Genomic DNA, 24,739 nt, shown 5'->3' with positions numbered 1-24,739 from the left:
CCTTGGTTGGCACAAAGCCAGCAGACGAACCTGCTAGATGAGAGCTGTTCGCCTGCTGGATTTGTGCCAACCAAGGTGGGTCAATTTTAAATGATGATGCCGGATCAATTTTGAACGCTCATTGACACGTTTTGTGGGACACTTTGCCGAGTTTCCAGCCACCAATCAGCGAGCAACTCAGCACAAACTGACTTAAAACTGAGTTGATCGCCAAACAGTTTGCTCAGTGCACCATGGCATCTTTCACACCAATTATTTTGGAAGGATGTCCTTATGAAGCTCAAGATTCTCCTGATTACCGGTGACTTTGGTGAGGACTATGAAGTCATTGTTCCGTTCATGCTGCTGAAAGCCATCGGTTATGAAGTGCATGTTGCCTGTCCCAAAAAACGGGAAGGCGAAACGGTCGCCTCGTCCATTCACGATATTAATAAGGACTATCAAACAGTCACTGAATGGGAAGGACACCGGATCAACATCAACGTATCTCTTGAGCATCTGAACCCAGCCGATTACATCGCCCTTGTACTTCCCGGAGGTCGCTCTTGCGAATACTTACGCACGTATCCGATTGTCCGTGATGTAACATCTCATTTCATCAAGGAAAACAAGCCGATCGCTTCCATTTGCCGAGGAGTGCAGATCCTGCTTGCCACGGGGCTTTTGAAGGGCAAAACCATGACGGGGAACTTTGTGTGCCAGACAGAGGTTCAGATGGCTGGCAACATCTATGAGAAGCTTGGGTACGAAGGCGTCGTGATCGACGGAAACATCGTCTACGGCGTGGAATGGCATGGCCTTTGGACGTGGATGCAAGCCTTCATGGAAAAGCTCGAAGTAACAATAGATATACCCCCTAAGGGTGGGCATGTGAAACCTGTTCCGGGAGAAGGGTATGCATTGAAGAACCTGAAGTAAGTTTGGTTAGAGCACCCAAAAGCAGATGCTCTAACCAAGGGCTCAGCTTTAGCTGGACTCGTCAGGCAACCGGATTGTCAGAGCCGGATTGCGAGGGAAGAAGTTCATCGGCTGAATATGGATGGTCTTCCATTCTGTTGACATGACTGGCCAATCTTCCAAACGTGGTACATGGTGGAAGCCAGCGGTGAACCACGTGACCACATCTTTGTTCATGAGTTCGCGGTCCTGCTTGACCCATTCCGCCAGACCATCAGACCCGTCAGACCCCATGGCAAGCGCGCCACCTGCATAACGCTCATTTGGATCATAAGCAGTATTCCAGACGCTATACTCGATGTAGCGGTTACGCACGAATGGAGCATCGTTTTCAAAGTCAAATGGGGCATAGGACACGCTACCGTGGTGGAGCATGTATGCTGGTTTGTGGCCAAGGTAGCCGTCCACATTTCCGTTCATCACCATAAAGGCTTTCGGCTTAATGGAGCTGAGGCGGAAGCGACCTTCCATCTCGCTTTTGACCGGTGTGTTCTTAACCGTCCAGAGTGAGCGGCGTGGCACATTGACCGGAGGTTCACCACCAACGATTTCCTGCACCATCATGGTGTTGTCCGGCCCATCTACGTCTAAGTCCAGACGGAAATTGAAGTAGTGGTCGTGGAATGGAGCGACCAGATGCGGTGCAATGAGCGAGCCATACTTCGTGTCTTCGGCAGCGGTTGGATCCTGCAAGGTTTTGGACGCAACGACCTTCACGGCATCCAGACCAGATGCGCCAACCTTCAGGTAAATCGTGCCATCCTGCTTGAAGCGATAGTCGATCAGGTAGTCGTAGTTGCCAACCTCAGAGGCGGTCCGAATGACCAGTTCTGTTTCTGGTCGACCTTCTGCAGGCACAAACTCCGTTTCTGACTGAGCGAAGACTTCAAAATGGCGCCATGCCGGATTTCCGATATCACGCTCGAAGATGCAAATCGCGTCAGGAATCTCCAGCGGCTGGCCCATATCATCATGTATCAATGCCGGGAGGAACGTTGCGTAATCTGGACAGTCCACATTCTTGCGCAGAGGTGTCAGGAACAGGCCAAACCCGTATTCGCCACTGTCCATGTAGGTCCGCCAATACCAGCCAGCGGAGGGGTCCATATACGGCACGAACACTTCAGACAGAGAGACTTGATAGAGCACTGAACGCCAGTTCGCACCATCATTGGCTTTGACCTGCGACAGCACAAGACCAGGACGCTTATCGACGCGATACCGCATCTTCCAAATGTCCCAGGTGATCTCACTGCCATCAATGGTAAAGTTTGGACCACCCTCCTGACGCAGGCGTGCCGGATTGGTTTTGGCTCTCAATGCTGTGCGTTTGGCAACTTCATCCTCATTATAGCCCCAGTCATCTTCTGGAAGAGGGACAGCGCCTTCATCAATAACTTCCAATACTACACGCTCAGAAAGCTCGACCACAGCCACCAGCCCCTCAACCGGCTTGGCATAGAAGTTGGAGCTTGTCGGGTTCACATAACAAGGCACCTTCATCAGGCGTTTGCCTTTTTCTGCATCAGTAAAGAAGTTACCGGCAGTCAACGGAAGACAATAAACGTCATCTGGCGTCAGGCCGCGCTTGGCGAGCCCGGCAACCATGCGTTCATCTCCCAGCGCGATCTCCATGGCCGACAAAAAGTCCGCCAGCATGATCATGGGCTGACCTTCAAGGTCTGATCTGCTTTCGACAGTACCTTTGGTGATGTTCACCACCGCTTGGTGAAACTTGCCGCCTTCCTGAAAATGTACCGTCGCTCTGCGATCAAGGCTCCCGTCTGTCGCATTGCTCATGACCGCTTTCTTGTGCGGCTCCAACAGCTCAATCAGCGGATAAAGGGTCTTATCACTGGCAGCATTGGCTTCAATCAGGGTTGCACGAACCGCATTGAGTTCGTCTCCTGTCAGGCCATCGAGTGGATGAGGGTCTGCAGCATACGCGGCAGACGTGAGCATTGAGGCGGCCACAAGCCCCCCCAGCATCTTTAAAGTCATTGGTTCCCTCCCATCGGAAGGGGAGATGAACCCACCTGTGTCTTCTCCCCCTAAATCCGTTCAATCAAAGCTTAGGCGAGCCCGGATCGCTGTGTCTGCGCATCCTGTGCAATTTACTAGGCATATCGGTTCACAGCTGGCTCGTTCTGCCGGATCTGCTCCGCAAAGGTCCGTGGAGACATGCCCACCTGTGCCCGAAATGCCCGATTAAAGGTCGACAGATCACGAAAGCCAAACTCAAACGCCAGCTGAGAGATTCTTAAGGCCTGCCGGGAGTGCAGACGACGCGATAACTCGCGTTTGAACCGACTAACACGCACCTTAGCGATCTGCTCGTTACAGCTCAATCCGTGCTCTCTGAAAAGACGATAAATGCTACTGCGCGACATGCTGGAAAGCTTTGAAAGCTCATCGATGTTGAAGCTCTCTTCCAGCGCATTGTCGTGAATAAGAGATAGCAGGAACTGCAGCTTGTCATATCCTTCCTGCAAAACGCTGGTGTCTTCTTCAAGAAAGGTCGCACTCACCACATCATTGAAAGCGCCTGAGAGCAAATGTTGTTTCTGACTTCCCGGCTGCGCTTCAAGCAGCAGATTTAGGTGGGCGTTGATCAGCTGGCCAGGTCCGGAAAACACGGATATCTTGCGACCACACGCATAAGTGGAGTTGAAATGCCGATGCAGTAAATGGCGGGGGATATGAATGGATATCTGATCAGACCCCAAGGTGCGGTTTGCCCGGAAAATAGAGGATTTGACGGAATCGATCAACGTCATGTCTCCGGGCTTGGAAAGCAGCGCGGTTTGTCCATTCTGTTCCAGCTCCGCTTCTCCCCGAAGCTGCAGAATCAGAAAATAATAGGCCTCGCCGTCCTTGCTGATATCAGCAGGTCCACGGGTGATCTCTCTTGCATTGTGAGTAACGCGGGCGCAATCAACATCGCCAAGCTGGAGTAAGGAGGCATTTCCCATAACACTTCCAGCTTCTGTGTTCGTGACGAAGTGACCGCAGATTTCGGTCAGCCGTGTGTTCCATTCATCCAGCTCAAATCGGCAGGATTGATTTGAAGGTATCTGAATACACACTGGCGCCTCCCCTAACCAAAGGGAATGCTAGAAAGAATCTAAACAGCAATCAAGCCAGATATATGCATTTTCCTATAAATCGCTTATTTCATGCTCAGACTAAGTCAATTTCAACTAAAAGCTCAACTAAGTGTGCTTTGGATATAAAATTGTAAAGTAACATCTTTATTAGAAAAAACGGCCAATAAACCACAGGAGTGAGTACGATATTCGAAATACATTCAAACGCTGATTATTTGCATTTACATAAAAATAATATTGCGCAAGCTACCCGTTACTCCCGGCCCAAAGTCCAGCTGTGGGCGAACTCCCGAAAGGATTTGAAGACGGGGCTCTGGTATTTCTCTGTGTTATAGACCAGCGAGAATTGCCTGATCATCTTGTGCTTCAAGGGAACGATCGATAGGCGACCATCTTGAACAGCAGCATTGACAGAACGACGAGAAAGCACCGTCAGACCGAGCCCAGCAATGACTGAGTTAACGATAGCCGTGGTGCTGTTAAGCTCGAACGCTTCTGTCCACTCTTCCAGGTTCGCGGCAACTTCCGTCAGAAAATACTCTCGTGTCCCAGATCCCGGTTCCCGCAAAACCCAGCTATTGCCTTCGAGCGCATTCAGATCAAGCGGTTCATCTGCAGTGGGACACTGAGATGGCGCGCAGACCACGACCATTTCGTCCGTCATCCACGGTTCAACCTTGAGACGTTTATCACTGACCTTTGCCTCAATGAACCCTAGATCCAACTCAAAATCCAGCAGCATTCTGCAGGTTTTGGTGGAATTGGAGAGGCTCATGGATTGGTGCAGATACCCCGTGTTTTCGCGAAAATCTCCAAGTAAGGTGGGCAAGAGATGGTTGCCAATTGTGTAGCTGGAGCCAATCCGCAAATTACCGTTGGTTGCATCATCTCCTTCAAAAAGTTGCGTGATCGCTTCAGATCTATCCAGCAGTTCATCCGCCAGAGGGAGTAAACGGCGGCCTTGCTCGTTTAAGATGAGTTGCTTGTTGGCACGATCAAACATCTTCCATCCCAGCTGACGTTCCAACTCAGCAAGAGCCATCGAAACGGCTGATTTAGTGAGAAACAGTTTTTCTGCCGCAGCCGTAATCGAGCCTTCCTGCGTAATAGAAACAAACACTTTAAGCTGACGAAACGTTACATTCATTTCTTTTCAAGGCCAATCTGTGGGACAGTATTGTATGAGGTTCAATTTTACTGAACCACCTATTCAATATATTCAGATTTTCAGGACATATCAAATCAGCTAGGAACTTGAGTTGCATACTTTGTCTTCTCACCCTCAGGTTATTGGCATTTCCGATGAATACTCTTCGAACCAAACTGGCTCACGTTCCGGCCCCTCTCGGTGGTCTCGCGCTAGGGATAGCAAGTCTCGGCTGGTCGATGGAAAATGCCGGCAATTTTGGAGGGGCGTTGCAACTCACAGGCGCATTGATTTCGAGCGTTTTGCTTGTGCTACTGCTTGGAAAAATCTTTTTTGCGCACACCGCAGTTTTTGAAGATCTGAGGCATCCAGTTGTGGGCAGTGTGCTCCCGACAACCGCAATGGCGCTAATGATCGTATCCTACGCAATCGCGCAATACAATTTCGCAATCGGGCAGATGCTTTGGCTATTGGGTATTGCCCTGCATCTCACGTTCTTATCTGTGTTCATTTATCATCGCGCAAAAGGCTTCAATCTACAGCACATGGTCCCGAGCTGGTTTGTGCCACCAGTTGGAATCATCGTGGCAGCTGTTGCTTTTCCCGGCGGTGTGTTTGAAGGCTTTGCGAACGCCTTGCTCTGGTTTGGTCTGGTCGCCTATGCGCTGATGTTACCAATGATGCTGTATCGTTTGATTTTTCACGCCGAAGTGCCCGATGCAGCGAAACCAACCATCGCGATCCTCGCTGCACCTGCCAGTCTTTCGCTTGCTGGTTATCTCACTCTGACGAGCAATCCATCTCCAATTATGGTCGCCGTGCTTGGCGGAATTGCTGTGGCTATGACGGCGCTGATTTATATCTCATTCCTGCGCTTGTTCCGCTTGCCGTTTTCTCCGGGCTTTTCCGCCTTCACATTTCCGCTCGTAATTGGCGCAACAGCGCTCTTTAAAACGGTAACATGGATGGAAAGTCTGGGTGCGAATGCCAGTCTTGTCGCGCAGATCAGAGCCTTGGCGCACATTGAACTTTATGTGGCAACAGCCGTCGTTCTCTATGTCAGCTTCAAATACCTGACATTCTTCGCACCGGCTCTCTTACCAGCGCGAGCAACGGGACAGCAGACCAACTAACTGGACTTGCTGAACATCTTGGTCTTGTCGAACAGGTTCTCCAGCGTGTTCATCCGCTCCTTGGTCACCTTCCATGTGGAGGTGGTCATGGCTTCAATCAAGGCTTCCAGAATAAACATGATGACAACGCTGCTGTCCCAGGCCGACGGTGCTTCAATACGAGCATTGAAAACATACTCTGCATTGACGGCAGCTGGTGACGTCCACTGATCGGTAAAAACGATCACAACAGCACCACGTTCCCGGGCAAGATCCACAAACCGCAGAATGTCGTGTTCATAACGGCGAATGTCAAACACAACCACCACATCACCCGGTTTCATATTCAGCAGATAGTGCGGCCACGTGTTGGAGTTGGAGGCGATGGCAATCACATCGTCACGGATCACCTGCAAATGGGTGAAAAAATAGTCCGACAAAGCACGTGTAATACGGCCACCAACAATGTGGACAGCGCGCTCACGATCAGTCAACAAACGCACTGCCTGATCGAAATCCTGCGTGTCGAGCTGCTGTAAGGTTTGTTTCAGATTGTCGATGACAGCGTCAGCAAACCTGTTCAGAATATGTGCATCGGGTGCATTTCTGGTCCAGCGCTCTTGTTTGGAAATCGGATTGGAAATTGTTTCTTCCACCTCCAATCGCAAAGCGGACTGTAACTCCGTAAACCCAGCAAAACCAATCTTTTGCGCCATTCTGACGACTGTTGGACCAGACACATTTGCAGACTTTGCAAGCTCGGAAACGCTGCCTAATCCGCTGACTGGATAATTTGTAAGCAAAGAGACGGCCAGCTGACGCTCCGCACGAGTTAACCCATTAAAATGTCCGCGTAATTTTTCTGCGACAGTCTGTTCATTTGGGTCTCTCACGTCTCTCACCTGCCTCATGTATGTATATTTGCCTAGTTTTTAGGCTTTGTGAAACGTCCCTTTCAGACTAATCTCCATGGAAACGTTTCTTTCAGAAACTCTTTTACGAATAAAAAGACTGAAAGTACAAGGAAAAACAAGATGCAATCGGGGGGACTGTTCTTGTCTGAAGTCAAAACTGACCAGATAGAATCTGTTGGCAACGACACTGTTGAAACAATCAATACAGGAGGAACGTCTCCAGTTGTGTTGATCTGCGAACATGCATCCAAGTTTATTCCTGCATACCTAAATGGCCTCGGTCTAAGTGAAGAAGCTGCAAGCAGCCATGCAGCTTGGGATCCAGGAGCTTTGGCGATTGCCAAACTTCTCTCCACCAAGCTGAACGCACCTTTGGTCGCTCAACGAATTTCGCGCCTCGTTTATGACTGTAACCGCCCACCGGAAGCACCCAGTGCCATACCGGAAAAAAGCGAGATCTACGAGGTGCCGGGCAATGTTTCGTTGAATGATGAACAGCGGCAAGACCGGGCCAACAAATTTTATCGCCCCTTCCAGTTTGAAGTAAAACAGGTGATCGACGCCAAATATACGGCGGGTCAACTCCCGGTGATGGTCACGATTCACTCGTTCACACCGGTTTATAACGGTAAGAAAAGAGCCGTTGAGGTGGGTGTGCTGCATGACAGCGATACCCGCTTTGCCGATGCACTGCTGGAAGCACTGTGCCCATCGGATCTCTACGACATCCAAAGAAACGAACCATATGGGCCGGAAGACGGGGTTACGCATACCCTCGTTGATCAGGCACAATCCCGCGGCCTGCTAAACGTTATGATTGAAGTTCGCAACGACTTAATCGCGGAGCGCGCAGACCAGAAGAAAATTGCAGACTTGTTAGGAGAGGCAATTCTGCAAGTCCTGCCACAGTTTAGCGCTGAAACAACTGTGAGCGGGCAGGGAGCAACAACAAAAGCAAGGGCAGCAGATTAATGCCAAGGGGAATAGTTGTTTTCGTCAGGTATGTGGACTGGATCAACAAATATGTTGGCCGCTTCGCCATGTACCTCATTTTCGTGATGCTGGGAGTGCTGTTGTACTCCTCAATCGCAAAGACCTTTTTCGCACCGCCACTCTGGACGCTGGAAACAGCCCAGTTCACCATGGCAGCCTACTACCTTCTGGGTGGCGCCTATTCCATGCAGACACAGTCTCACGTGCGTATGGACCTGTTTTACGGAAGCTGGTCTCCGCGGCGTAAAACCACCATGGATGTCATGACCATACTGCTTCTGATCTTGTACCTCATCTTCCTCCTTTACGGCGGTCTTTCCTCATTGGAATACGCAGTCAAATACGGTGAGGAAAGCTACTCGGCTTGGGCACCACCTATGGCGCCGATCAAAGCCATTATGTGTTTTGGAATATTCTTGATGCTGCTTCAGGCAATCGCGACGTTCTTTAAGGACTTGGCCGCCGCCCTTGGGAGGCCTGCGCCATGAGTTATGAACTGATCGCAATTTTGATGTTCTCCAGCATGATGCTGATGCTCCTGACGGGGCAACGTGTTTTTGCTGCTATTGGTTCCGTTGCTGTTATCGCCGCCCTTCTGCTGTGGGGTGATGGTGGCTCCGAAATCGCCTTCTCCGCCAGCATGAAGCTGATGAAGTGGTACCCGCTCCTCACGCTGCCACTGTTCATTTTCATGGGCTATATGCTCTCAGAATCAGGCATTGCCGAAGATCTTTATAAGATGTTCCATGTCTGGACAGGTGGCCTTCATGGTGGATTGGCCATCGGCACAGTCGGCCTCATGGTGATGATTTCAGCCATGAACGGTCTGTCTGTGGCCGGTATGGCCATCGGCGCAACAATCGCTCTGCCTGAACTGCTTCGTCGTGGCTATGACAAGGTTATGGTGACTGGCGTTATTCAGGCTGGTTCATCACTAGGCATTCTCGTACCGCCAAGTGTCGTTCTGGTTCTTTACGGCATGATTGCCCGTCAACCGGTCGGCAAACTCTGGCTCGCAGGTGCGATTCCAGGCTTGCTGCTGGCTGGGTTGTTCATTCTTTACATCGTGGTTCGTTGCCGCCTTCAGCCAGAACTGGGCCCAACCCTTTCTGAAGAAGAGCGCAAAGAGATCACGTGGTCAGAAAAAATCCGCCTTTTACAAGCCGGCGTGATTCCGTTGTTCATCTTCTTTGCCATGACTGGCCTGTTTCTGATGGGTGTGACCAGCCTCGTGGAAAGTTCCGCCGTTGGTGCAACAGCTGCAACACTGGCAGCTGCATTCAAGCGACGCCTCACATTCCGCTTACTGCACATCACAACTGAAAAGACGCTTCAGATCAGCTGTATGTTCATGTGGATCATCCTTGCAGCTCTTGCGTTTGGCGCTGTGTTTGACGGGTTGGGTGCTGTACGTGCGATTGAAGGCTTCTTCGTGGGTGACCTTGGTCTTGGTCCTTGGGAAATCCTTCTGCTGATGCAGCTCTCTTACATCGTCATGGGCATGTTCCTGGATGATACCGCGATGCTGGTTATTGTGGCTCCACTCTACGTGCCATTGGTCAAAGTGCTTGGGTTCGATCTGGTCTGGTACGGCGTGCTGTACACCATCACCTGTCAGATCGCCTACATGACACCGCCTTTTGGTTACAACCTGTTCCTGATGCGTGCCATGGCGCCGCCGGAGATCTCTCTGACAGACATCTACAAATCCATCATTCCATTCGTGGCAATCATGGTGTTTGGATTGGCTCTGGTCACGATCTTCCCGCAAATCGCGCTCTGGCTGCCCAACCTTTACTACGCGAGGTGACATGGCAAGGCATCATCAACGTACCCATTGAAGTAATTAGCGAATTCCGGATGGAGACAGATAAAAATCACACCCCTCGCTATAAAAAGTCCACCGGTTCTGAGGGATCCAGAAATTCATATTCCAAGGGGAATTGAGTATGACGAATAGACGTGATTTTCTTAAGAAAGCTGGTTTGACAACCGTCGCCGCTGCTGGTGCATCTACTCTTGCAGCTCCGGCTGTTCATGCAGCAGGTCGTCCTATCAAATGGCGCCTTCAGACATATGCTGGCGCAGCACTTGCTCAGCACGTGATCAAGCCATCCATTGACGCCTTCAACAAGGCAGCAAATGGCGAAATGGAAATCGAGCTATACTACGCCGACCAGCTGGTTCCAACTGGTGAACTGTTCCGTGCTATGCAGCGCGGCACCATTGATGCTGTGCAGTCTGATGATGACTCCATTGCAGCACCAGTAGATGTATCCGTTTTCGGTGGCTATTTCCCATTCGCTTCCCGTTACAGCCTTGATGTTCCAGCCCTGTTTAACCACTGGGGTCTGAAAGAGATCTGGGAAGAAGCTTACGACGAAGTCGAAGGCGTTAAGTGGCTTTCCGCTGGTGCATGGGATCCTTGTCATTTTGCGACAAAAGATCCGATCCGCAGCCTTGCGGACCTTAAAGGCAAGCGCGTCTTCACCTTCCCAACTGCTGGTAAATTCCTGACACGCTTTGGCGTTGTTCCGGTTACCCTGCCATGGGAAGACATTGAAGTTGCAATGCAGACTGGCGAACTGGACGGGATTGCGTGGTCCGGTATCACTGAGGATTACACTGTAGGCTGGGCTGACGTGACCAACTACTTCCTCACCAACAACATTTCCGGTGCTTGGGCTGGCTCTTACTTTGCCAACGAAGAGCGCTGGAATGAACTGCCAGATCACCTGAAGACCCTCTTCAACCTGTGCATGGATAGTTCTCACTACTACCGCCAGCACTGGTACTGGGCAGGCGAAGCAAAGCTGCGCACACAGGGCGAGAAGATGGAGCTGACCTCCATTCCTGATGAAGAGTGGGCAACTGTTGAAACAGAAGCTCTCAAGTTCTGGGATGAGATTGCAGCCAAGTCCGAGCGTAACGCCCGCGTTGTTAAAATCCTCAAGGAATACAACGCAGCGATGGCAAAAGCCGGTCGTCCTTACCGTTACGGCTAAGCTATTTTTCCAAGATTGGTCAGCCCGCTTTTTGGGCTGGCCACACCACACAGTAACGAAGCAGTGTCGGTGATGCCATGCAGGAGAGGCACGGGCATCCGCCGCTTTAACAGGGTCCTCGGGGAACAGGTATGTTGCGAGAAGAAACCAAAAAGACACGTAGAACCGGAAAGCTGACCCTCGACGAATTACGCGAGCTGGTCGACACCGGTGAGATAGACACCGTTATCGCAGCGCAAGTGGACATGCAGGGCCGCTTGATGGGCAAGCGTTTTCAGGGCGAGTTCTTCGTGAACAGCGCCTGGGAAGAGACCCACAGCTGTAATTATCTACTTGCAACCGATATGGAAATGGCCACTCCGGATGGCTACAAGGCCACAAGCTGGGAAGCGGGCTATGGCGACTACGTCATGAAGCCAGACCTTGCCACCTTGCGCGTTATTCCATGGCTGGAAGGCACCGCACTGGTACTGTGCGATGTGCTGGACCACCACACCCATAAAGAAGTTCCACATTCTCCGCGCGCCATTTTGAAAAGCCAGGTCGACCGCCTCGAAGGCATGGGCATGACCGCTAACATGGCAACTGAGCTGGAGTTCTTCCTGTTCAAAGAGAGTTTTGAAGAAGCCCACGCTAAGGGTTATCGCGATATTTCGCCTGTTTCTGCGTACAACGAGGACTATCACATCTTCCAGACCACCAAGGAAGAGAACGTGATGCGTGCCATCCGTAACGGCCTTAACGGCGCCGACATTCCGGTCGAGTGTTCCAAAGGTGAGGCCGACGCGGGTCAGGAAGAGATCAACGTTCGTTATTCCGATGCGTTGAACATGGCAGATCGCCATTCCATCATCAAAAACGGCTGTAAAGAGATCGCATGGCAGAACGGCCAGAGCATCAGCTTTATGGCCAAGTGGCACTATGATGCTTCCGGCAGCTCCTCCCACGTGCACCAGTCTCTCTGGGGTAAGGATGGCGAGTCTCTGTTTTACGATCCATCCGGCGACTATGGCATGTCTAAGATGATGCGCCATTACCTCGCTGGTTTGCTGAAGCATGCGAGTGCGATCACCTATTTCCTCGCGCCAAACATCAATTCTTACAAGCGCTTTGCCGCTGGCACCTTTGCGCCAACCAAGGCCATCTGGAGCATGGACAACCGCACTGCTGGCTACCGTGTATGCGGCGATGGCACCAAGGCTGTGCGTGTTGAATGCCGCGTTGGCGGCGCAGACCTGAACCCATATCTGGCAATGGCAGCTCTGCTTGCTGCTGGCATTGATGGCATCGAAAACGAACTTGAGCTGGAGCCGGAATTCAGAGGCGATGCATATGGAGGTGAGGGCGCTCGCGAAATTCCGACGACCTTGCGCGATGCTGTTACCGAAATGAAGTCTTCTGAAATGCTTCGTGCTGCATTTGGGGGCGATGTGATTGATCACTACGCACATGCCGCCAAGATCGAGCAGGATGAATATGACCGCCGTGTAACCGACTGGGAAGTTGCACGCGGGTTTGAACGGGCCTGATAAAACCAGCCCACGCTGTGAATGATGAGTTGACCATGACAAAAACACTAAAATGTATTTCGCCGGTTGATGGTTCTGTCTTTGCAGAACGTACGGTGGCAAGCCAGAAAGAAGCAGAAGCCGTCATTGCCAGTGCCAAGACTGCGCAGAAAGAGTGGGCTGCTCGTCCACTCGAAGAGCGCATCAAACTGGTGATGGCTGGCGTCGCAAAGATTGGTGAACAGAACGACGAAATCGTTCCTGAACTTGCTAAGATGATGGGCCGCCCGGTCCGTTATGGCGGTGAGTTTGGCGGCTTTAACGAACGTGCCTCTCACATGGCAAAGATCGCGGAGGATAGCCTTAAGCCGATCATTGCCGAAGAGAGCGACAACTTCGAGCGCCGCATCGAAAAGGAGCCGCACGGCGTCATCCTCGTGATCGCGCCTTGGAACTATCCATACATGACTGCGATCAACACCGTTGCCCCTGCTTTGATCGCAGGTAACGCGGTGATCCTGAAGCACGCGACCCAGACCCTTTTGGTTGGTGAGCGTATGGCCAGTGCCTTTGCAGAAGCAGGTGTTCCGGCAGAGGTATTCCAGAACCTCTTCCTGGATCATGACACCACATCGCACCTGATCGCAGGCCGCAATTTCGGCTTCGTCAATTTTACAGGTTCTGTTGGTGGTGGTCGTGCGATGGAAATCGCTGCAGCTGGCACCTTCACAGGTCTTGGACTTGAGCTGGGTGGCAAAGATCCGGGCTACGTGATGGATGATGCGGATGTTGAGGCTGCGGCTGAAACACTCATTGATGGCGCGATGTTCAACTCCGGCCAGTGTTGCTGTGGTATCGAGCGCATCTACGTGCATTCTTCCAAATACGATGCCTTTGTTAAGAAGGCTGTTGAGATCGTTTCCGGTTATAAGCTCGGCAACCCGCTGGATGAGAAAACCACCATCGGACCTATGGCGAACGTGCGATTTGCAGAGCTGGTACGTAAGCAAGTCGCAGACGCTGTTGAGCAAGGCGCAAAGCCTATGATCGACGCAAGCATTTTCCCGGAAGATGATGGTGGCGCTTACCTCGCACCTCAAATCCTCGTGGATGTAAACCACGATATGGAAGTTATGCGCGAAGAAAGCTTCGGCCCTGTGGTCGGCATCATGAAAGTGGAGAGCGACGAAGAAGCAGTCCGACTTATGAACGACAGCCACTACGGACTGACGGCGTCGCTGTGGACACAGGATCCAGCACGAGCAGCAAAGCTCGCCGCTCAGATCGAGACCGGTACCGTGTTCATGAACCGCGCGGATTATCTGGACCCCGCCCTATGCTGGACAGGCTGCAAAGACACGGGCCGCGGCGGTGCTCTGTCTGAGATCGGCTACCAGAACCTGACCCGTCCAAAATCGTATCATCTTAAAAAGGCATAAGAAAAATGACTCTGACAGCAAACTGGAGCTACCCGACCGCCATCCGCTTTGGTGCCGGGCGCATTAAGGAACTGGCCGATGCTTGTGCTGCTGCTGGTATAAAAAAGCCGCTGCTTGTCACTGACAAAGGCCTTGCAAATCTGTCTGTCACTGCCAGCACTTTGGATGTGATGGAAGAGGCTGGTCTTGGCCGTGCTATGTTCTTTGAGGTTGATCCAAACCCAACCGAGATCAATCTGGAAGCAGGTGTTGCAGCCTTCAACGCTGGTGGTCATGACGGTGTTATCGCGTTTGGCGGGGGCTCAGGCCTCGACCTTGGCAAGCTGATTGCGTTCATGGCAGGTCAAACCCGCCCAGTCTGGGACTTTGAAGACATTGGCGATTGGTGGACACGAGCTGATGCGGATGCGATTTATCCGAATATCGCGGTTCCAACGACTGCTGGCACCGGATCGGAAGTTGGCCGTGCAAGCGTTATCACCAATTCTGAAAGCCACGTGAAGAAGATCATCTTCCATCCGAAGATTCTTCCAAGCGTTGTGATCTGTGATCCTGAGCTGACTGTTGGTATGCCAACGATGATCACAGTTGGTACCGGCATTGATGCATTCGTGCACTGTCTTGAAGCTTACAGCTCTCCTCATTACCACCCGATGTCTCAGGGCATCGCGCTGGAAGGCATGCGCCTTGTTAAGGAGAACCTGCCGAAAGTCTTTGAAAATCCAAATGATATCGAAGCTCGCGGCCACATGATGAGTGCAGCAGCTATGGGTGCAGTGGCCTTCCAGAAGGGCCTTGGTGGTATTCACGCGCTGGCACATCCGGTAGGTGCGGTTTACAACACCCATCACGGTCTGACCAATGCTGTGATCATGCCAACTGTGCTGAAGTTCAACCGTGCAGCGATTGAAGAGCGCATTGAGAAACTAGCGGCTTACCTTGATATTCCCGGCGGTTTCGACGGCTTCTTCGATTTCGTTATGAAGATGCGCTCGGATATGGGCGTGCCAAATACCCTTGCCGAGCTTGGCGTGGGTACTGACAAGATTGACGTGCTTGCAGAAGAAGCAGTGAAGGATCCAAGTGCTGGCGGCAACCCGGTTGAGTTTACGCTGGAAGCTGCAAAAGCTTTACTCATTGAGGCTATTGGAGAGCAGGTATCGGCCTGATTTCTCATTAAACTACAAATAATTAGCCCCGCAGAGCTTCTGGCTTTGCGGGGCTTTTTCTTATCGCATCAACTGTGATTACTCCGGCAACTCACAGCAACTTATCAGGTAGTCATAGGCATCAGGGCTCAGCTCCGGCCCAAGAACTCGTTTCAGATCAGCGTTGTAATCACCAAGCCATTTGATTTCCGCGCGGGTCAGATCAACCATGTTGAGCATCTGCGGTTCAATAGGGATGTAAGAAAGGTTCTTGAAAGAAAGGAAACCATCGTCTTCCTCTACGATCTCGAAAAGGTTCTCAATCCGGATACCGTATTGATCTGCAACGTAATATCCCGGTTCAATGGACATCACCATACCAGCGACAAGGTCCACCGGATTGTACGGCTTGCCGATGCGTTGCGGTTGTTCATGAACAGAGAGGAAGTGCCCGATACCGTGGCCGGTACCGTGATCATAATCGAGCCCCAGATCCCAAAGCGGTCTGCGGGCAAACCCGTCGATGTGATGGCCTTGCGTTCCTTTTGGAAAACGCAGCGAGGCCAACGCTACAAAGCCTTTGAAAACAGCGGTGTAGGCGGCTTTAAACTCATCCGATGTTTCTGAGAACGCAAAGGTGCGCGTCGCGTCGGTGGTGCCATCCTGATACTGGCCGCCGGAATCCAGCAGATATGTGTGTTCAGGAAGGATCGCAGTATTTGAGGTATCCGTCGCTGCATAATGGCACATTGCGGCATTACCAGCGGCGGCAGAAATGCTTCTAAAGCTCGGATAAACAAAGTCTTTCTGGCGTTTGCGCTCTGTCAGAATGCGCTCTTCCGCTTCCAGTTCGTACACCGGATCGCCTGCCTTGGCTCTTTGCGGAACCTCCCGCTTCAACCACGCAGAAAACTCGGTCCACGCAATGCCGTCACGCACATGACAGTCGCGTAACCCTTTGAGTTCACTCCCGTTCTTCTTAGATTTAGTGAGCGTGATTGCACCCTGTTCCATGACTGGAACGCCACTAGCAGCCTGAACAGCAAGACGGGTTGCGACGGGGGAGAACATCGGGTCGATCAGAACCCGCGTTCCTTTTCCGGTCATTTTTTCCAATGAGCCGATGAAGTTCATAGGGTCTGCGGTCTCTACATTTTCAAGCTCATACTCATCTAAGCTATTGGAAAGCTTACGAGAATCTACGAACCAGCTGGCGGAGCCGTCATCTTTCAGGAGCAGGAAAGAGTGTGGGATGGGGTTGAACTCGACGTCATCACCGCGAACATTGAGAAGCCAGGCGATGTTGTCGGGCTGGGTTTCAACCAGCACCTTTGCACCTTTGTGCTTCAGTTGCGCTGCAATCTCAGCGCGTTTCTCCAAACTGGTTTTCCCAGCGTTTTCAAGGGAGTACGGTGTAATGGGTGAGAGTGGTTTGTCTGGTTGATCAGCCCAGACTGCATCGATGATGTTGCTAGGAGTAGCGATCAGTGTAGCGCCTGCTTCGTCTGCGCCACCAGCGAAGCGATCCCACCATGCGGAGGGGATAAGCATCGGATCGACGCCAATTTGCTGGCCTGCCTTCATATTGGCAGAAATCCAGTTTTCCAGTGGTTCATCAAAGATATGCTGGTAGGAGAAGAACTCACTGCTGCATTGGTTACGCACCTGAACCGTGTAGCGGCCATCAACAAACATAACCGCTTGATCTACCGTGACAATTGCCAGGCCAGCGGATCCTGTGAAGCCGGTTGCCCATGCCAAACGCTCATCATGCGGGGCGCAATATTCCCCCTGATGCTCGTCAAAACGCGGGATGATAACCGCATCCAGTCCGTTGCGCTTCAGCTCGTCTCGTATGAGGTTCAAGCGGTCTGTGGTTCTTTCAAATTTCTGATTTTCCAACATTTTTTGCTCGATCGTGTGATGGGGTTTTATGCTGATAAAAGAGCTTCGGCATGATGACAAGCCACATTACCGAGCTCGTCTAATGCCCTCAATCGGGGAGTTTCACTTTGGCATTGTGTTGATGCATGGGGACATCTTGCATGGAACGCGCAGCCCTTTGGCACGTTGAGCGGGCTGGGCAGTTCGCCAGAGATTGAAGGGCGAGTATGGCGTTTGTCTGGATCAAGAGAAGGGGCTGCTGCCAGAAGAGCCTTTGAGTAGGGGTGTTTTGGGGCGTTGAAGAGCTGTTCTGAATCGCCGATCTCAACAATTGTGCCCAAATAAATCACCGCGACTCTGTGGGAGACATGACGGACAAGTCTGAGGTCATGCGCTACAAACAGAATGGTCAGATCCAGTTTGTCCTGCAGTTCCAGCAGCAAGTTCACCACCTGTGCCTGTACCGAAACATCCAGCGCCGACACCAGTTCGTCCGCAACTAGCACCTCCGGCTCAACCGACAAAGCCCGTGCAATAGCAATGCGTTGGCGTTGCCCGCCAGAAAACTCATGGGGCAACTTATCCGCAGCATCTTGCGGCAGGCGCACCAGATCAAGCAGCTCGGCAATGCGGTCATTGATCTGTTCAAGAGGCCGCATATTATGAACACGCAGAGCTTCCGCGAGCACTTGCCGGACTGTCATGCGGGGATTGAGGGAGGAGTAAGGGTCCTGAAACATCATCTGGACCTTGCGGTTATACTCTCGCAATGCACCCGCATCTTTGGCCGCAACCTCTTGCCCGTCATAACGAATGGTGCCTTTGTCCACCTCATAAAGACGGGCAAGACAACGGGCTAAAGTGGACTTTCCGCAGCCGGATTCGCCAACAATGCCAAGGGTTTCACCCCTTTTTACCTCAAGGCTCACCCCATTGAGGGCTTTGACGATGCGTTTTTCTTTGCGTTGAATTGCGTCGAAGAGGGTTCTTTTGAGTGGAAAGTGTAAATGCAGGCCCTCAACTTCCAGAACAGGAGCTTCATAGGTCATGCCAGTACCTCCTCACGAATATCTGCTGTGAAATGGCAGGCAGATGAAATTCCATCTCCCAACTGGGAGAGTAGTGGTTTACTACCAAGGCACACATCCTCCGCTTTGTAGCAGCGCGGTGCAAAGGCGCATCCTTTCGGCAGGGCATCCAGCGCCGGTGGTGTACCGGGAACAGAGTAGAGTGGTGTGCGGGGTGGAATGTTCTCCGGTACCGACTTCAGCAGACCGAGCGTGTAAGGATGCTGAGGTCGTTTCAGCACATCGCGAACGGAACCGGTTTCTACCAGGCGACCAGCATACATCACCGCCACGCGATCACAGGTTTGCGCGACCACTCCCAGATCATGTGTCACCAGCACAATCGCTATATTGAGGTTTTTGGCCAGCGACAACAGCAGCTGCAGAATCTGATCCTGAATAGTCACGTCCAGTGCCGTGGTGGGTTCATCCGCCAGCAACAGCTCCGGGTTGGACGCCAGTGCGATGGCGATCATCACCCGTTGGCGCATGCCGCCGGAGAACTGGTGCGGGAAATCCTTGAGGCGGGACGAGGCGCTGGGAATACCAACAGTGTCCAGCAGCTCGATGGCGCGGGCCTTGCGGGCACGGCGATCCAAATCCGTGTGGGCTTTCAGGTTCTCCTCAATCTGTAAGCCCACGGTGAGCAGCGGGTTGAGCGAGGTCATCGGCTCCTGAAAGATCATGGAGATCTGACTGCCACGAACGCACTGCAATTGCTTGTCTGTGCGAGTGAGCAGGTCCTCTCCCTTCCAGTAAACATTGCCTTCTACTGTGCCATAGTCGCGGGCAAGGCCGATGATGGAGCGCAGACTGATGGATTTACCGGAGCCACTTTCGCCCACCAGACCAAGCACTTCGCCAGCGCGCACGTCAAAGGAGATGCCATCAACAGCGCGCAACGCGCGGCCTTTGCTGTGAAACGTGGTTGTGAGGTCTCGAACCTGTAGCAGGCTCTCGTTTTGGTTGGTCATTATGATGCCCCCCGTGGTCTGAGAACATCAGCAAGGCTGTCTCCAACAAGAGAGAAACCAAGCCCAGTCACAACAATCGCAATGCCCGGCATCAGGCTCATCCACCAGGCGGTGGTGATGAAGTTACGCCCTTCTGCGATCAGCACGCCCCATTCTGCCTGCGGTGGCTGTGCGCCAAGGCCGAGATAACCAAGAGAAGACCCAAGCAGGATGGCGAGCGCCATGTCGGTCATCCAATAGGTGATCAGCGGTGTTGTGGCGTTGGGCAACAAATGGCGGAAGATGATGCGAGTGGAGGAGTATCCCATCACCCGTCCGGCAGAGGCATAATCGCTGGTCATCTGCGTCATGATTTCTGCACGGGTGAGGCGGGCATAATAGACCCACTGCACCAGCGTCACCGCCACATACATGTTGGTCAGCCCCGGTCCTAAAACTGCAACAACTGCAATGACCAGCACCAGAAACGGGAAGGTGATGGTGACATCCACCAAGCGGCCAAAGAGCACATCTGCAATGCCGCCGTGATAAGCAACCAGCGAGCCAACCACAACGCCAATCACCATGGCAAAGAAGGTGGCAAAAAACGCGATTTGCATATCAACCTGATACGCCCAGATCACGCGGGAAAGCGTGTCGCGCCCCAGATTGTCCGTGCCAAACGGATGCGCCCAGCTTGGTGACTTCTGGATCGCATTGAAGTCAAAAGCGTTGGGATCATACGGTGCAAACGCCCATGGGAACACGGCCAGCAGGATGGAAGAGGACAGGATGAAGAAGCCCAGCAAGAACCCTGGGCGGAGCAGAGCTTTGACCCGTGGGTGGAGCTTTTTCTTCTGCGGCGTAGTGGCTTGAAGAGTATCGAGCTGGGTCATGACAGGCGTAACCTCGGATCAAGCCATGCCTGCACCATATCGGTGAACAGAAACACGAGAGAAACCATAACAGCGAAGGTGAGGGTGAGGCCCTGTATCAGCGGGTAGTCACGGGCAAAGATCGCTTCCAGCATCAACCGGCCAAGACCGGGAACCGCGAACACCGTCTCCGTCACCAGCGTTCCGCTCATCAGATTGCCGATGGAAAGGCCGAGCAATGTAACGGTGGAAATGAGCGCATTGCGCAGGACATGGCGACCCAGAATAACGCTTCGGGATAACCCTTTGGAGCGGGCGAACTGAACATAGTCTGCATCCAGCACCTCAATCACGGCAGATCGCAAGTTCCGCATGATGATGGCAGAGGTGTAAAGAGCAACCGTCAGCGCGGGCAACATCAAGTGGTGCAGATGCTGCAAAAACGTTGTGCCGTAACCACCAACCGGAAACAATCGCAGGGACGCTGCAAGGAAGGTGAGCAGCAGCAGGCCGATGTAAAACACAGGGGTCGACAAGCCAACCTGAAAACCACTGCGAATGGCAATGTCGAGCCCACGGTTTTTGTTCAGCGCGGCGACAAAGGCCAATGGGCCTGCAATTAGAATGGAAAGACAAACGGCATAGAGGGTGAGGAACGCGGTGACTGGAATGCGTTCTATAATAACGTCCAGGACTGGCGCTTTGAGAAGAATGGATGTGCCCATATCTCCACTCAAAGTGTTCTTTACAAAATAGAAGAACTGCATGACCAGCGGTTCATTTAACCCGAGTTTTTGGCGGATGAGTTCCAGCTGAGCTTCGGTGGCTTTGGCATCGGCCATGGCGATGGCCGGATCCCCTGGCAGCATACGTACCAGCAGAAAGATAACGACCATCACAAGAAGAAAGGTCGGAATGATCTGCAGCAGCCGTGACACCAGATAGGAAAGTGACGACATTCCTGAGTCCTAATAGGGCGAGAGTATTGAGAGCCGAAGCGACAGAATTATGGGATTGACGCTTCGGCTTTCCGGATTGCATGGGGCAGGTGGTCTGGTCCTGCCGTTTTCTGATCAGACCACCTGCTCTGTTTACTTCACGCCCGGCTTGCCTGTTGATGCAGACCGGGCGCACTCAGTGGAGGAGTTATTTTGCAATCCACGCCGAGGAGAACTCGTTGTTCCCCAACGGTGTCTGGAGATAACCGTTCACGTTGGCAGACAGAGCAACAGCAAATGGCGTTTCATAGAGGAACAGAAGCGGGGCCGCATCTGCATAGATTTCCTGCATGCGCTTGTATTGCTCGCTGCGCTTTTCCGGATCGATCTCGGTATTGGAGGCTTCAAACAGGGAGTTGAATTCTGCGTTGTTCCAACCAGTGCCAACAGCTTTACGGGTTGGGTAATAGCCCAGCCAACCTGCCACCTGTGCCGGATCGTTCACATCATTCACCCAGCCGTAGGTGTGAATGTCAAACTCGCCGGAACGGTTCTTCGCGCCGCGGGTCGGGTTATCAACCTGCTCCACTTTCACATTGACGCCGATTGCACCCCACATTTGCTGGATGGCAGCAAACAGAGTTGCATCATCAGAAGAGCCTGCAAGTGTGGTCAGTGTGATTTCCGCACCTTCAAGACCTGATGCAGCTGCCAGTTCTTTCGCTTTGGCAACGTCATAAGGGTAAAGCGGGCCACCATCATGTGCCAGCTGGGTTGTCGATGCCATCAATGGGGATGTCATGGACTTGCCAGTGCCGTGCGTGATCAGCTGAACCAGCGCGTCTTTGTTGATGGCATAGTTCAGCGCCTGACGCGCCTCTTTGGTCGCCATTGGGTTTGGAGAGCCATCTGCCCGGGTTTCACGAGAGTTGATCGGGCTGTAGATGATACGGGTGGATGGATACAGCTCCATGTTGATTGCAGGATCTGCCTTCAGCTCTGCTACGCGAGAGAATGGCACAAATTCAGCACCGTTCACTTCACCTGCCTGCAACTTCAGAATACGTGTGGCATCATCCGGAATCACGACGAAGCTTACTTCATCCAGATACGGCAATGGCTTACCATCTTCGCCCTGACGCCAGTAATGCGGGTTGGCGGAGAAGGTCATGGTACTGCCGCGTGTGCGGTCCTTCAGCGTGAATGGACCGGAAACCGGCGTGCCCGAAGCGAAAAGAGCCGTTGCTTTTTCTTGATCATTGGCTCCTGGTGCCGCCTCAAACGCGGCCTTGGACACGATCGCAGTGTTGAAAGTTGCCAGAATGGAGATGATAGTCGGGTCAGGGTTTTTCATGGCGAGCGTAACGCCATTGTCGGTCGCTGTGATGCTCTCAACTGACCCAAGAAGGCCGGACCACGGACCGAAATCAGGGTTGGTAGCGCGCTCCAGCGAGAACTTTACATCTGCCGGTGTAATTGCAGAACCATCGGAAAACTTAATGCCGTCGCGCAGAGTGATGGAAATGGTTTTACCATCTGCGGAAACCTCATAACCGGACGCCAGACCCGGTACGATGGTCTTGCCATCTGCCTTGGTGCGAAGCAGAGTATCGTAGAGGTTTGTGACCATCCAGATATCTGGATTCCGATCTGCATAAACTGGATCAACCAGATTGGAATCATCATAGCGGGCGAAGGTGAGTGTGCCACCGCGTTCTACGGCCTGAGCCGAATTGATGGCGAGCATCGACACGCCTGCAAGCGCGGCAATCAACAAAGTCTTCATGATAGTCCCCTCAATTGATACACGCCTGGCCTGCTTATTATTTTATGATGCATGGCGGCGCGCAGGTGGTGGCTTCTCCCAATAATTCCATTAGCCACCGGTGATATATCAGTATTATCTCTGATATATCTCTGTTTGCAAGAGGCAAAACTCAGTAAAGAAGAATTTTCACGACAACAAAGCGAGACAGGGAGATAGTTTAGGAGTGAAATATTGCTAAAATTACAGTTTCACTGAGAGAAACTTGCGCACGTTATTCCTAGGAAACTTGGCGTGTTTCTAACAATCTCGGAGCCAAACAATTGATTTATTCTGGAATACGGCTTTCCAGACAAAGAAACGCGGCGCAGGAATATTTTTCCAACACCGCGTTAAAAATGAACACCATTCATTGAACTGAGGGATATTTTCCCTCACGCATCCTGTTTTGGTGCTGCCTTCTGAAAGGCCTCAATCTGCTCAGTTTGCTCGATAATGGCATTGATGAGGGAGAGGTGAGACCGGTCCACACCCCAGCGATCCGCATTGTAAACTTGCGGGACAAGGCAGATATCCGCCAGTGTCACCTGGTTCCCATGACAGAACCTGCCGCTCTGCCCATCTGCCAGCATCTGCTCAAAAGCATCAAGGCCCTTGGCGATGAACTCGCACATCCAGTCAACTTTGACCTGATCATCTCCGCCAGCCAGCTCTACAATGCGCTGAACCACACCCAGATTACAAACCGGGTGAATATCCATGGCGATGGCATGAGACAGTGCTCGCACACGGGCACGCTCGCGAGCTGAGGATGGCATCAGGGCAGGGGCTGGGTGCAACTCATCCAGATATTCGATGATGGCGAGTGACTGGATCAGCATATCGCCGTCCAAGTCCAGCGACGGCACAAAACCCTGTGGGTTGCGGCTCAGGTTTTCATCAGCCTTCTGCTCGCCTTTGAGCAGATTGACCGTAACCATATCGTAGGAGAGCCCTTTCAGGTTCAATGCGATGCGGACCCGGTAGCTCGCGGAAGAACGCCAGTAATCATATAATCTAATGTTGCTCATCGTATTGGCGCCCCCTCCCAGAGCTCAATTCATGATCTTACGCGTATCCTTGTCCGAAAATCGGTTCTGATCTTTCGGAGATACGCTTCAGGCCCCGTTGGCAGCCTCGGCACTCATTTCCCCAATAAGTCCCTCTGCATTTTTTTGAACCTTTTCCATCAATGTCAGAAGAACCGCCTGTTCTTCTGCGGAAAGGTTCTCAGTCAGTGCCGCTTCTACATCCCGCACCAGCGGAATGACATCGTTGAACACGGCAAGACCTCTTTCGGTCAGACGCAGGACGGATTTACGGCGGTCCTCTCCGTCAATATCGCGGCGCAGGAACTCCTTTTTGCGGAGAGCCTGCACAGCGCGGCTGACATTCACCTTGTCCATACTGGAGCGTTCAACAATCTCAGAGGCGGACAGCGCCTGATTGCGACCCAGAATTGCCATGGTGCGCCATTCAGAGACGCTGAGGCCGTACCGTTCCCGGTAAACACTTGAGACAGCAGTACTAACGGCAGTGCCAAAAACACGGACCTTGTAGGGAAAGAACGACCCAAGCTGGAAGTCTTCCTTGTCCATCGTGTTATTCGCAGTCACCATCATCACGTCTCGTTGGTTTAAAATGAAACTATTGCGCACTCATACTTGCACAATCATCCTGATAGTATCAACTGCAACTATATGTCAAGAGCATGATCAGCGCCTCTGATATATATCCAAAAGTAGAATAATCAGCTATTTTTAGCCATTTTGCAGCATTTTAGCCTGCTTTCTTACGCTTAGGGAATTTGTTTTGGCGGAAAATGTTATTGACAAAGTTACAAGTGAAACTATTCTGAGATTAGATAAATTACAGATTGCCTGAGTCT

General features: G+C 52.1%; 21 protein-coding genes. 9 read left to right on the top strand and 12 right to left on the bottom strand.

Going from position 1 to position 24,739, the window contains the following annotated elements; translation table 11 throughout:
• The first annotated feature begins 273 nt into the window (after window positions 1-273).
• The gene (locus PsAD37_RS16915) at window positions 274-918 is read left to right on the top strand and encodes a DJ-1/PfpI family protein (protein WP_063297154.1); all 645 of its coding nucleotides are present in this window, start codon (window positions 274-276) and stop codon (window positions 916-918) included.
• 48 nt (window positions 919-966) lie between these two features.
• Here the strand turns inward: PsAD37_RS16915 and PsAD37_RS16910 are convergent, their stop codons facing one another.
• The 3 genes from PsAD37_RS16910 to PsAD37_RS16900 all read right to left on the bottom strand — a co-directional run bounded on the left by PsAD37_RS16910 (window position 967) and on the right by PsAD37_RS16900 (window position 5,211).
• Window positions 967-2,958 (bottom strand): tyramine oxidase, encoded by a 1,992-nt coding sequence (locus tag PsAD37_RS16910; RefSeq protein ID WP_063297153.1) that lies wholly within the window; start codon window positions 2,956-2,958, stop codon window positions 967-969.
• Between the two features lie 116 nt (window positions 2,959-3,074).
• Complete coding sequence (locus tag PsAD37_RS16905) at window positions 3,075-4,043, bottom strand: helix-turn-helix domain-containing protein (protein WP_063297152.1); 969 nt, start codon at window positions 4,041-4,043, stop codon at window positions 3,075-3,077.
• Window positions 4,044-4,317: 274 nt separating this feature from the next.
• A complete protein-coding gene (locus PsAD37_RS16900) occupies window positions 4,318-5,211 on the bottom strand; it encodes a LysR substrate-binding domain-containing protein (protein WP_063297151.1) in 894 nt (297 codons plus the stop codon).
• A 155-nt stretch (window positions 5,212-5,366) separates the two neighbouring features.
• Between PsAD37_RS16900 and PsAD37_RS16895 the strand changes: the two genes are divergently transcribed.
• On the top strand, window positions 5,367-6,344 hold the full coding sequence (locus PsAD37_RS16895) for a TDT family transporter (protein WP_063297150.1): 978 nt from the start codon (window positions 5,367-5,369) through the stop codon (window positions 6,342-6,344).
• On the opposite strand, the gene PsAD37_RS16890 is transcribed toward PsAD37_RS16895, so the two are convergent.
• Window positions 6,341-7,234, bottom strand: a complete 894-nt coding sequence (locus tag PsAD37_RS16890) for a MurR/RpiR family transcriptional regulator (protein ID WP_063297149.1) — start codon at window positions 7,232-7,234, stop codon at window positions 6,341-6,343. The two genes, PsAD37_RS16895 and PsAD37_RS16890, sit on opposite strands and share 4 nt — an antisense overlap.
• Window positions 7,235-7,378: 144 nt before the next feature.
• Between PsAD37_RS16890 and PsAD37_RS16885 the strand changes: the two genes are divergently transcribed.
• The 7 genes from PsAD37_RS16885 (at window position 7,379) to PsAD37_RS16855 (ending at window position 15,351) form a co-directional block, all read left to right on the top strand.
• Window positions 7,379-8,209: an N-formylglutamate amidohydrolase gene (locus PsAD37_RS16885; protein WP_063297160.1), complete on the top strand. Its 831-nt coding sequence runs from the start codon at window positions 7,379-7,381 to the stop codon at window positions 8,207-8,209.
• Window positions 8,209-8,718 (top strand): TRAP transporter small permease subunit, encoded by a 510-nt coding sequence (locus PsAD37_RS16880; RefSeq protein ID WP_063297148.1) that lies wholly within the window; start codon window positions 8,209-8,211, stop codon window positions 8,716-8,718. The genes PsAD37_RS16885 and PsAD37_RS16880 overlap by 1 nt, the downstream gene beginning before the upstream one ends.
• Window positions 8,715-10,040, top strand: coding sequence for a TRAP transporter large permease subunit (locus PsAD37_RS16875; RefSeq protein ID WP_057461333.1), 1,326 nt, complete (start codon window positions 8,715-8,717; stop codon window positions 10,038-10,040). Before PsAD37_RS16880 ends, PsAD37_RS16875 begins: the two co-directional genes overlap by 4 nt.
• A 139-nt stretch (window positions 10,041-10,179) precedes the next feature.
• Window positions 10,180-11,235 carry a TRAP transporter substrate-binding protein gene (locus tag PsAD37_RS16870; protein ID WP_063297147.1) on the top strand — a complete coding sequence of 352 codons (1,056 nt, stop codon included), beginning with the start codon at window positions 10,180-10,182 and terminating at the stop codon, window positions 11,233-11,235.
• A gap of 131 nt (window positions 11,236-11,366) precedes the next feature.
• Window positions 11,367-12,764, top strand: a complete 1,398-nt coding sequence (locus PsAD37_RS16865) for a glutamine synthetase family protein (protein WP_063297146.1) — start codon at window positions 11,367-11,369, stop codon at window positions 12,762-12,764.
• A gap of 35 nt (window positions 12,765-12,799) precedes the next feature.
• Entirely contained in the window at window positions 12,800-14,182 is a 1,383-nt protein-coding gene (locus tag PsAD37_RS16860) for an aldehyde dehydrogenase family protein (protein WP_063297159.1), read from the top strand.
• Window positions 14,183-14,187: 5 nt separating this feature from the next.
• Complete coding sequence (locus tag PsAD37_RS16855) at window positions 14,188-15,351, top strand: iron-containing alcohol dehydrogenase (protein ID WP_063297145.1); 1,164 nt, start codon at window positions 14,188-14,190, stop codon at window positions 15,349-15,351.
• Between the two features lie 78 nt (window positions 15,352-15,429).
• Here PsAD37_RS16855 and PsAD37_RS16850 read toward each other — a convergent pair whose 3' ends face one another.
• The 8 genes from PsAD37_RS16850 to PsAD37_RS16815 all read right to left on the bottom strand — a co-directional run bounded on the left by PsAD37_RS16850 (window position 15,430) and on the right by PsAD37_RS16815 (window position 24,470).
• Window positions 15,430-17,235 (bottom strand): M24B family metallopeptidase, encoded by a 1,806-nt coding sequence (locus PsAD37_RS16850; RefSeq protein ID WP_063297144.1) that lies wholly within the window; start codon window positions 17,233-17,235, stop codon window positions 15,430-15,432.
• 26 nt (window positions 17,236-17,261) lie between these two features.
• Complete coding sequence (locus PsAD37_RS16845) at window positions 17,262-18,263, bottom strand: ABC transporter ATP-binding protein (RefSeq protein WP_063297143.1); 1,002 nt, start codon at window positions 18,261-18,263, stop codon at window positions 17,262-17,264.
• Window positions 18,260-19,255: an ABC transporter ATP-binding protein gene (locus PsAD37_RS16840; protein ID WP_063297142.1), complete on the bottom strand. Its 996-nt coding sequence runs from the start codon at window positions 19,253-19,255 to the stop codon at window positions 18,260-18,262. Before PsAD37_RS16840 ends, PsAD37_RS16845 begins: the two co-directional genes overlap by 4 nt.
• Entirely contained in the window at window positions 19,255-20,130 is an 876-nt protein-coding gene (locus PsAD37_RS16835) for an ABC transporter permease (RefSeq protein WP_057461340.1), read from the bottom strand. The genes PsAD37_RS16840 and PsAD37_RS16835 overlap by 1 nt, the downstream gene beginning before the upstream one ends.
• Window positions 20,127-21,068 (bottom strand): ABC transporter permease, encoded by a 942-nt coding sequence (locus tag PsAD37_RS16830; RefSeq protein ID WP_063297141.1) that lies wholly within the window; start codon window positions 21,066-21,068, stop codon window positions 20,127-20,129. Before PsAD37_RS16830 ends, PsAD37_RS16835 begins: the two co-directional genes overlap by 4 nt.
• A gap of 187 nt (window positions 21,069-21,255) precedes the next feature.
• Complete coding sequence (locus PsAD37_RS16825; RefSeq protein ID WP_063297140.1) at window positions 21,256-22,833, bottom strand: ABC transporter substrate-binding protein; 1,578 nt, start codon at window positions 22,831-22,833, stop codon at window positions 21,256-21,258.
• A gap of 413 nt (window positions 22,834-23,246) precedes the next feature.
• Complete coding sequence (maiA, locus tag PsAD37_RS16820) at window positions 23,247-23,882, bottom strand: maleylacetoacetate isomerase (RefSeq protein WP_063297139.1); 636 nt, start codon at window positions 23,880-23,882, stop codon at window positions 23,247-23,249.
• Between the two features lie 87 nt (window positions 23,883-23,969).
• Window positions 23,970-24,470: a MarR family winged helix-turn-helix transcriptional regulator gene (locus tag PsAD37_RS16815; protein ID WP_208991926.1), complete on the bottom strand. Its 501-nt coding sequence runs from the start codon at window positions 24,468-24,470 to the stop codon at window positions 23,970-23,972.
• Window positions 24,471-24,739 lie beyond the last annotated feature (269 nt).

Origin of the sequence: Pseudovibrio sp. Ad37 (assembly GCF_001623075.1) — a bacterium.
Lineage (GTDB): Bacteria > Pseudomonadota > Alphaproteobacteria > Rhizobiales > Stappiaceae > Pseudovibrio.
The sequence above is the reverse complement of the archived record's forward strand: the minus strand, read 5'-3'. Positions and strand labels throughout refer to the sequence as shown.

Coding starts and splice junctions, on each gene's coding strand:
- PsAD37_RS16915 (WP_063297154.1), top strand. CDS start 274: ATGAAGCTCAAGATTCTCCTGATTACCGGTGACTTTGGTGAGGACTAT.
- PsAD37_RS16910 (WP_063297153.1), bottom strand. CDS start 2,958: ATGACTTTAAAGATGCTGGGGGGGCTTGTGGCCGCCTCAATGCTCACG.
- PsAD37_RS16900 (WP_063297151.1), bottom strand. CDS start 5,211: ATGAATGTAACGTTTCGTCAGCTTAAAGTGTTTGTTTCTATTACGCAG.
- PsAD37_RS16895 (WP_063297150.1), top strand. CDS start 5,367: ATGAATACTCTTCGAACCAAACTGGCTCACGTTCCGGCCCCTCTCGGT.
- PsAD37_RS16890 (WP_063297149.1), bottom strand. CDS start 7,234: ATGAGGCAGGTGAGAGACGTGAGAGACCCAAATGAACAGACTGTCGCA.
- PsAD37_RS16880 (WP_063297148.1), top strand. CDS start 8,209: ATGCCAAGGGGAATAGTTGTTTTCGTCAGGTATGTGGACTGGATCAAC.
- PsAD37_RS16875 (WP_057461333.1), top strand. CDS start 8,715: ATGAGTTATGAACTGATCGCAATTTTGATGTTCTCCAGCATGATGCTG.
- PsAD37_RS16870 (WP_063297147.1), top strand. CDS start 10,180: ATGACGAATAGACGTGATTTTCTTAAGAAAGCTGGTTTGACAACCGTC.
- PsAD37_RS16865 (WP_063297146.1), top strand. CDS start 11,367: ATGTTGCGAGAAGAAACCAAAAAGACACGTAGAACCGGAAAGCTGACC.
- PsAD37_RS16860 (WP_063297159.1), top strand. CDS start 12,800: ATGACAAAAACACTAAAATGTATTTCGCCGGTTGATGGTTCTGTCTTT.
- PsAD37_RS16855 (WP_063297145.1), top strand. CDS start 14,188: ATGACTCTGACAGCAAACTGGAGCTACCCGACCGCCATCCGCTTTGGT.
- PsAD37_RS16850 (WP_063297144.1), bottom strand. CDS start 17,235: ATGTTGGAAAATCAGAAATTTGAAAGAACCACAGACCGCTTGAACCTC.
- PsAD37_RS16845 (WP_063297143.1), bottom strand. CDS start 18,263: ATGACCTATGAAGCTCCTGTTCTGGAAGTTGAGGGCCTGCATTTACAC.
- PsAD37_RS16840 (WP_063297142.1), bottom strand. CDS start 19,255: ATGACCAACCAAAACGAGAGCCTGCTACAGGTTCGAGACCTCACAACC.
- PsAD37_RS16835 (WP_057461340.1), bottom strand. CDS start 20,130: ATGACCCAGCTCGATACTCTTCAAGCCACTACGCCGCAGAAGAAAAAG.
- PsAD37_RS16830 (WP_063297141.1), bottom strand. CDS start 21,068: ATGTCGTCACTTTCCTATCTGGTGTCACGGCTGCTGCAGATCATTCCG.
- PsAD37_RS16825 (WP_063297140.1), bottom strand. CDS start 22,833: ATGAAGACTTTGTTGATTGCCGCGCTTGCAGGCGTGTCGATGCTCGCC.
- maiA (WP_063297139.1), bottom strand. CDS start 23,882: ATGAGCAACATTAGATTATATGATTACTGGCGTTCTTCCGCGAGCTAC.
- PsAD37_RS16815 (WP_208991926.1), bottom strand. CDS start 24,470: ATGGTGACTGCGAATAACACGATGGACAAGGAAGACTTCCAGCTTGGG.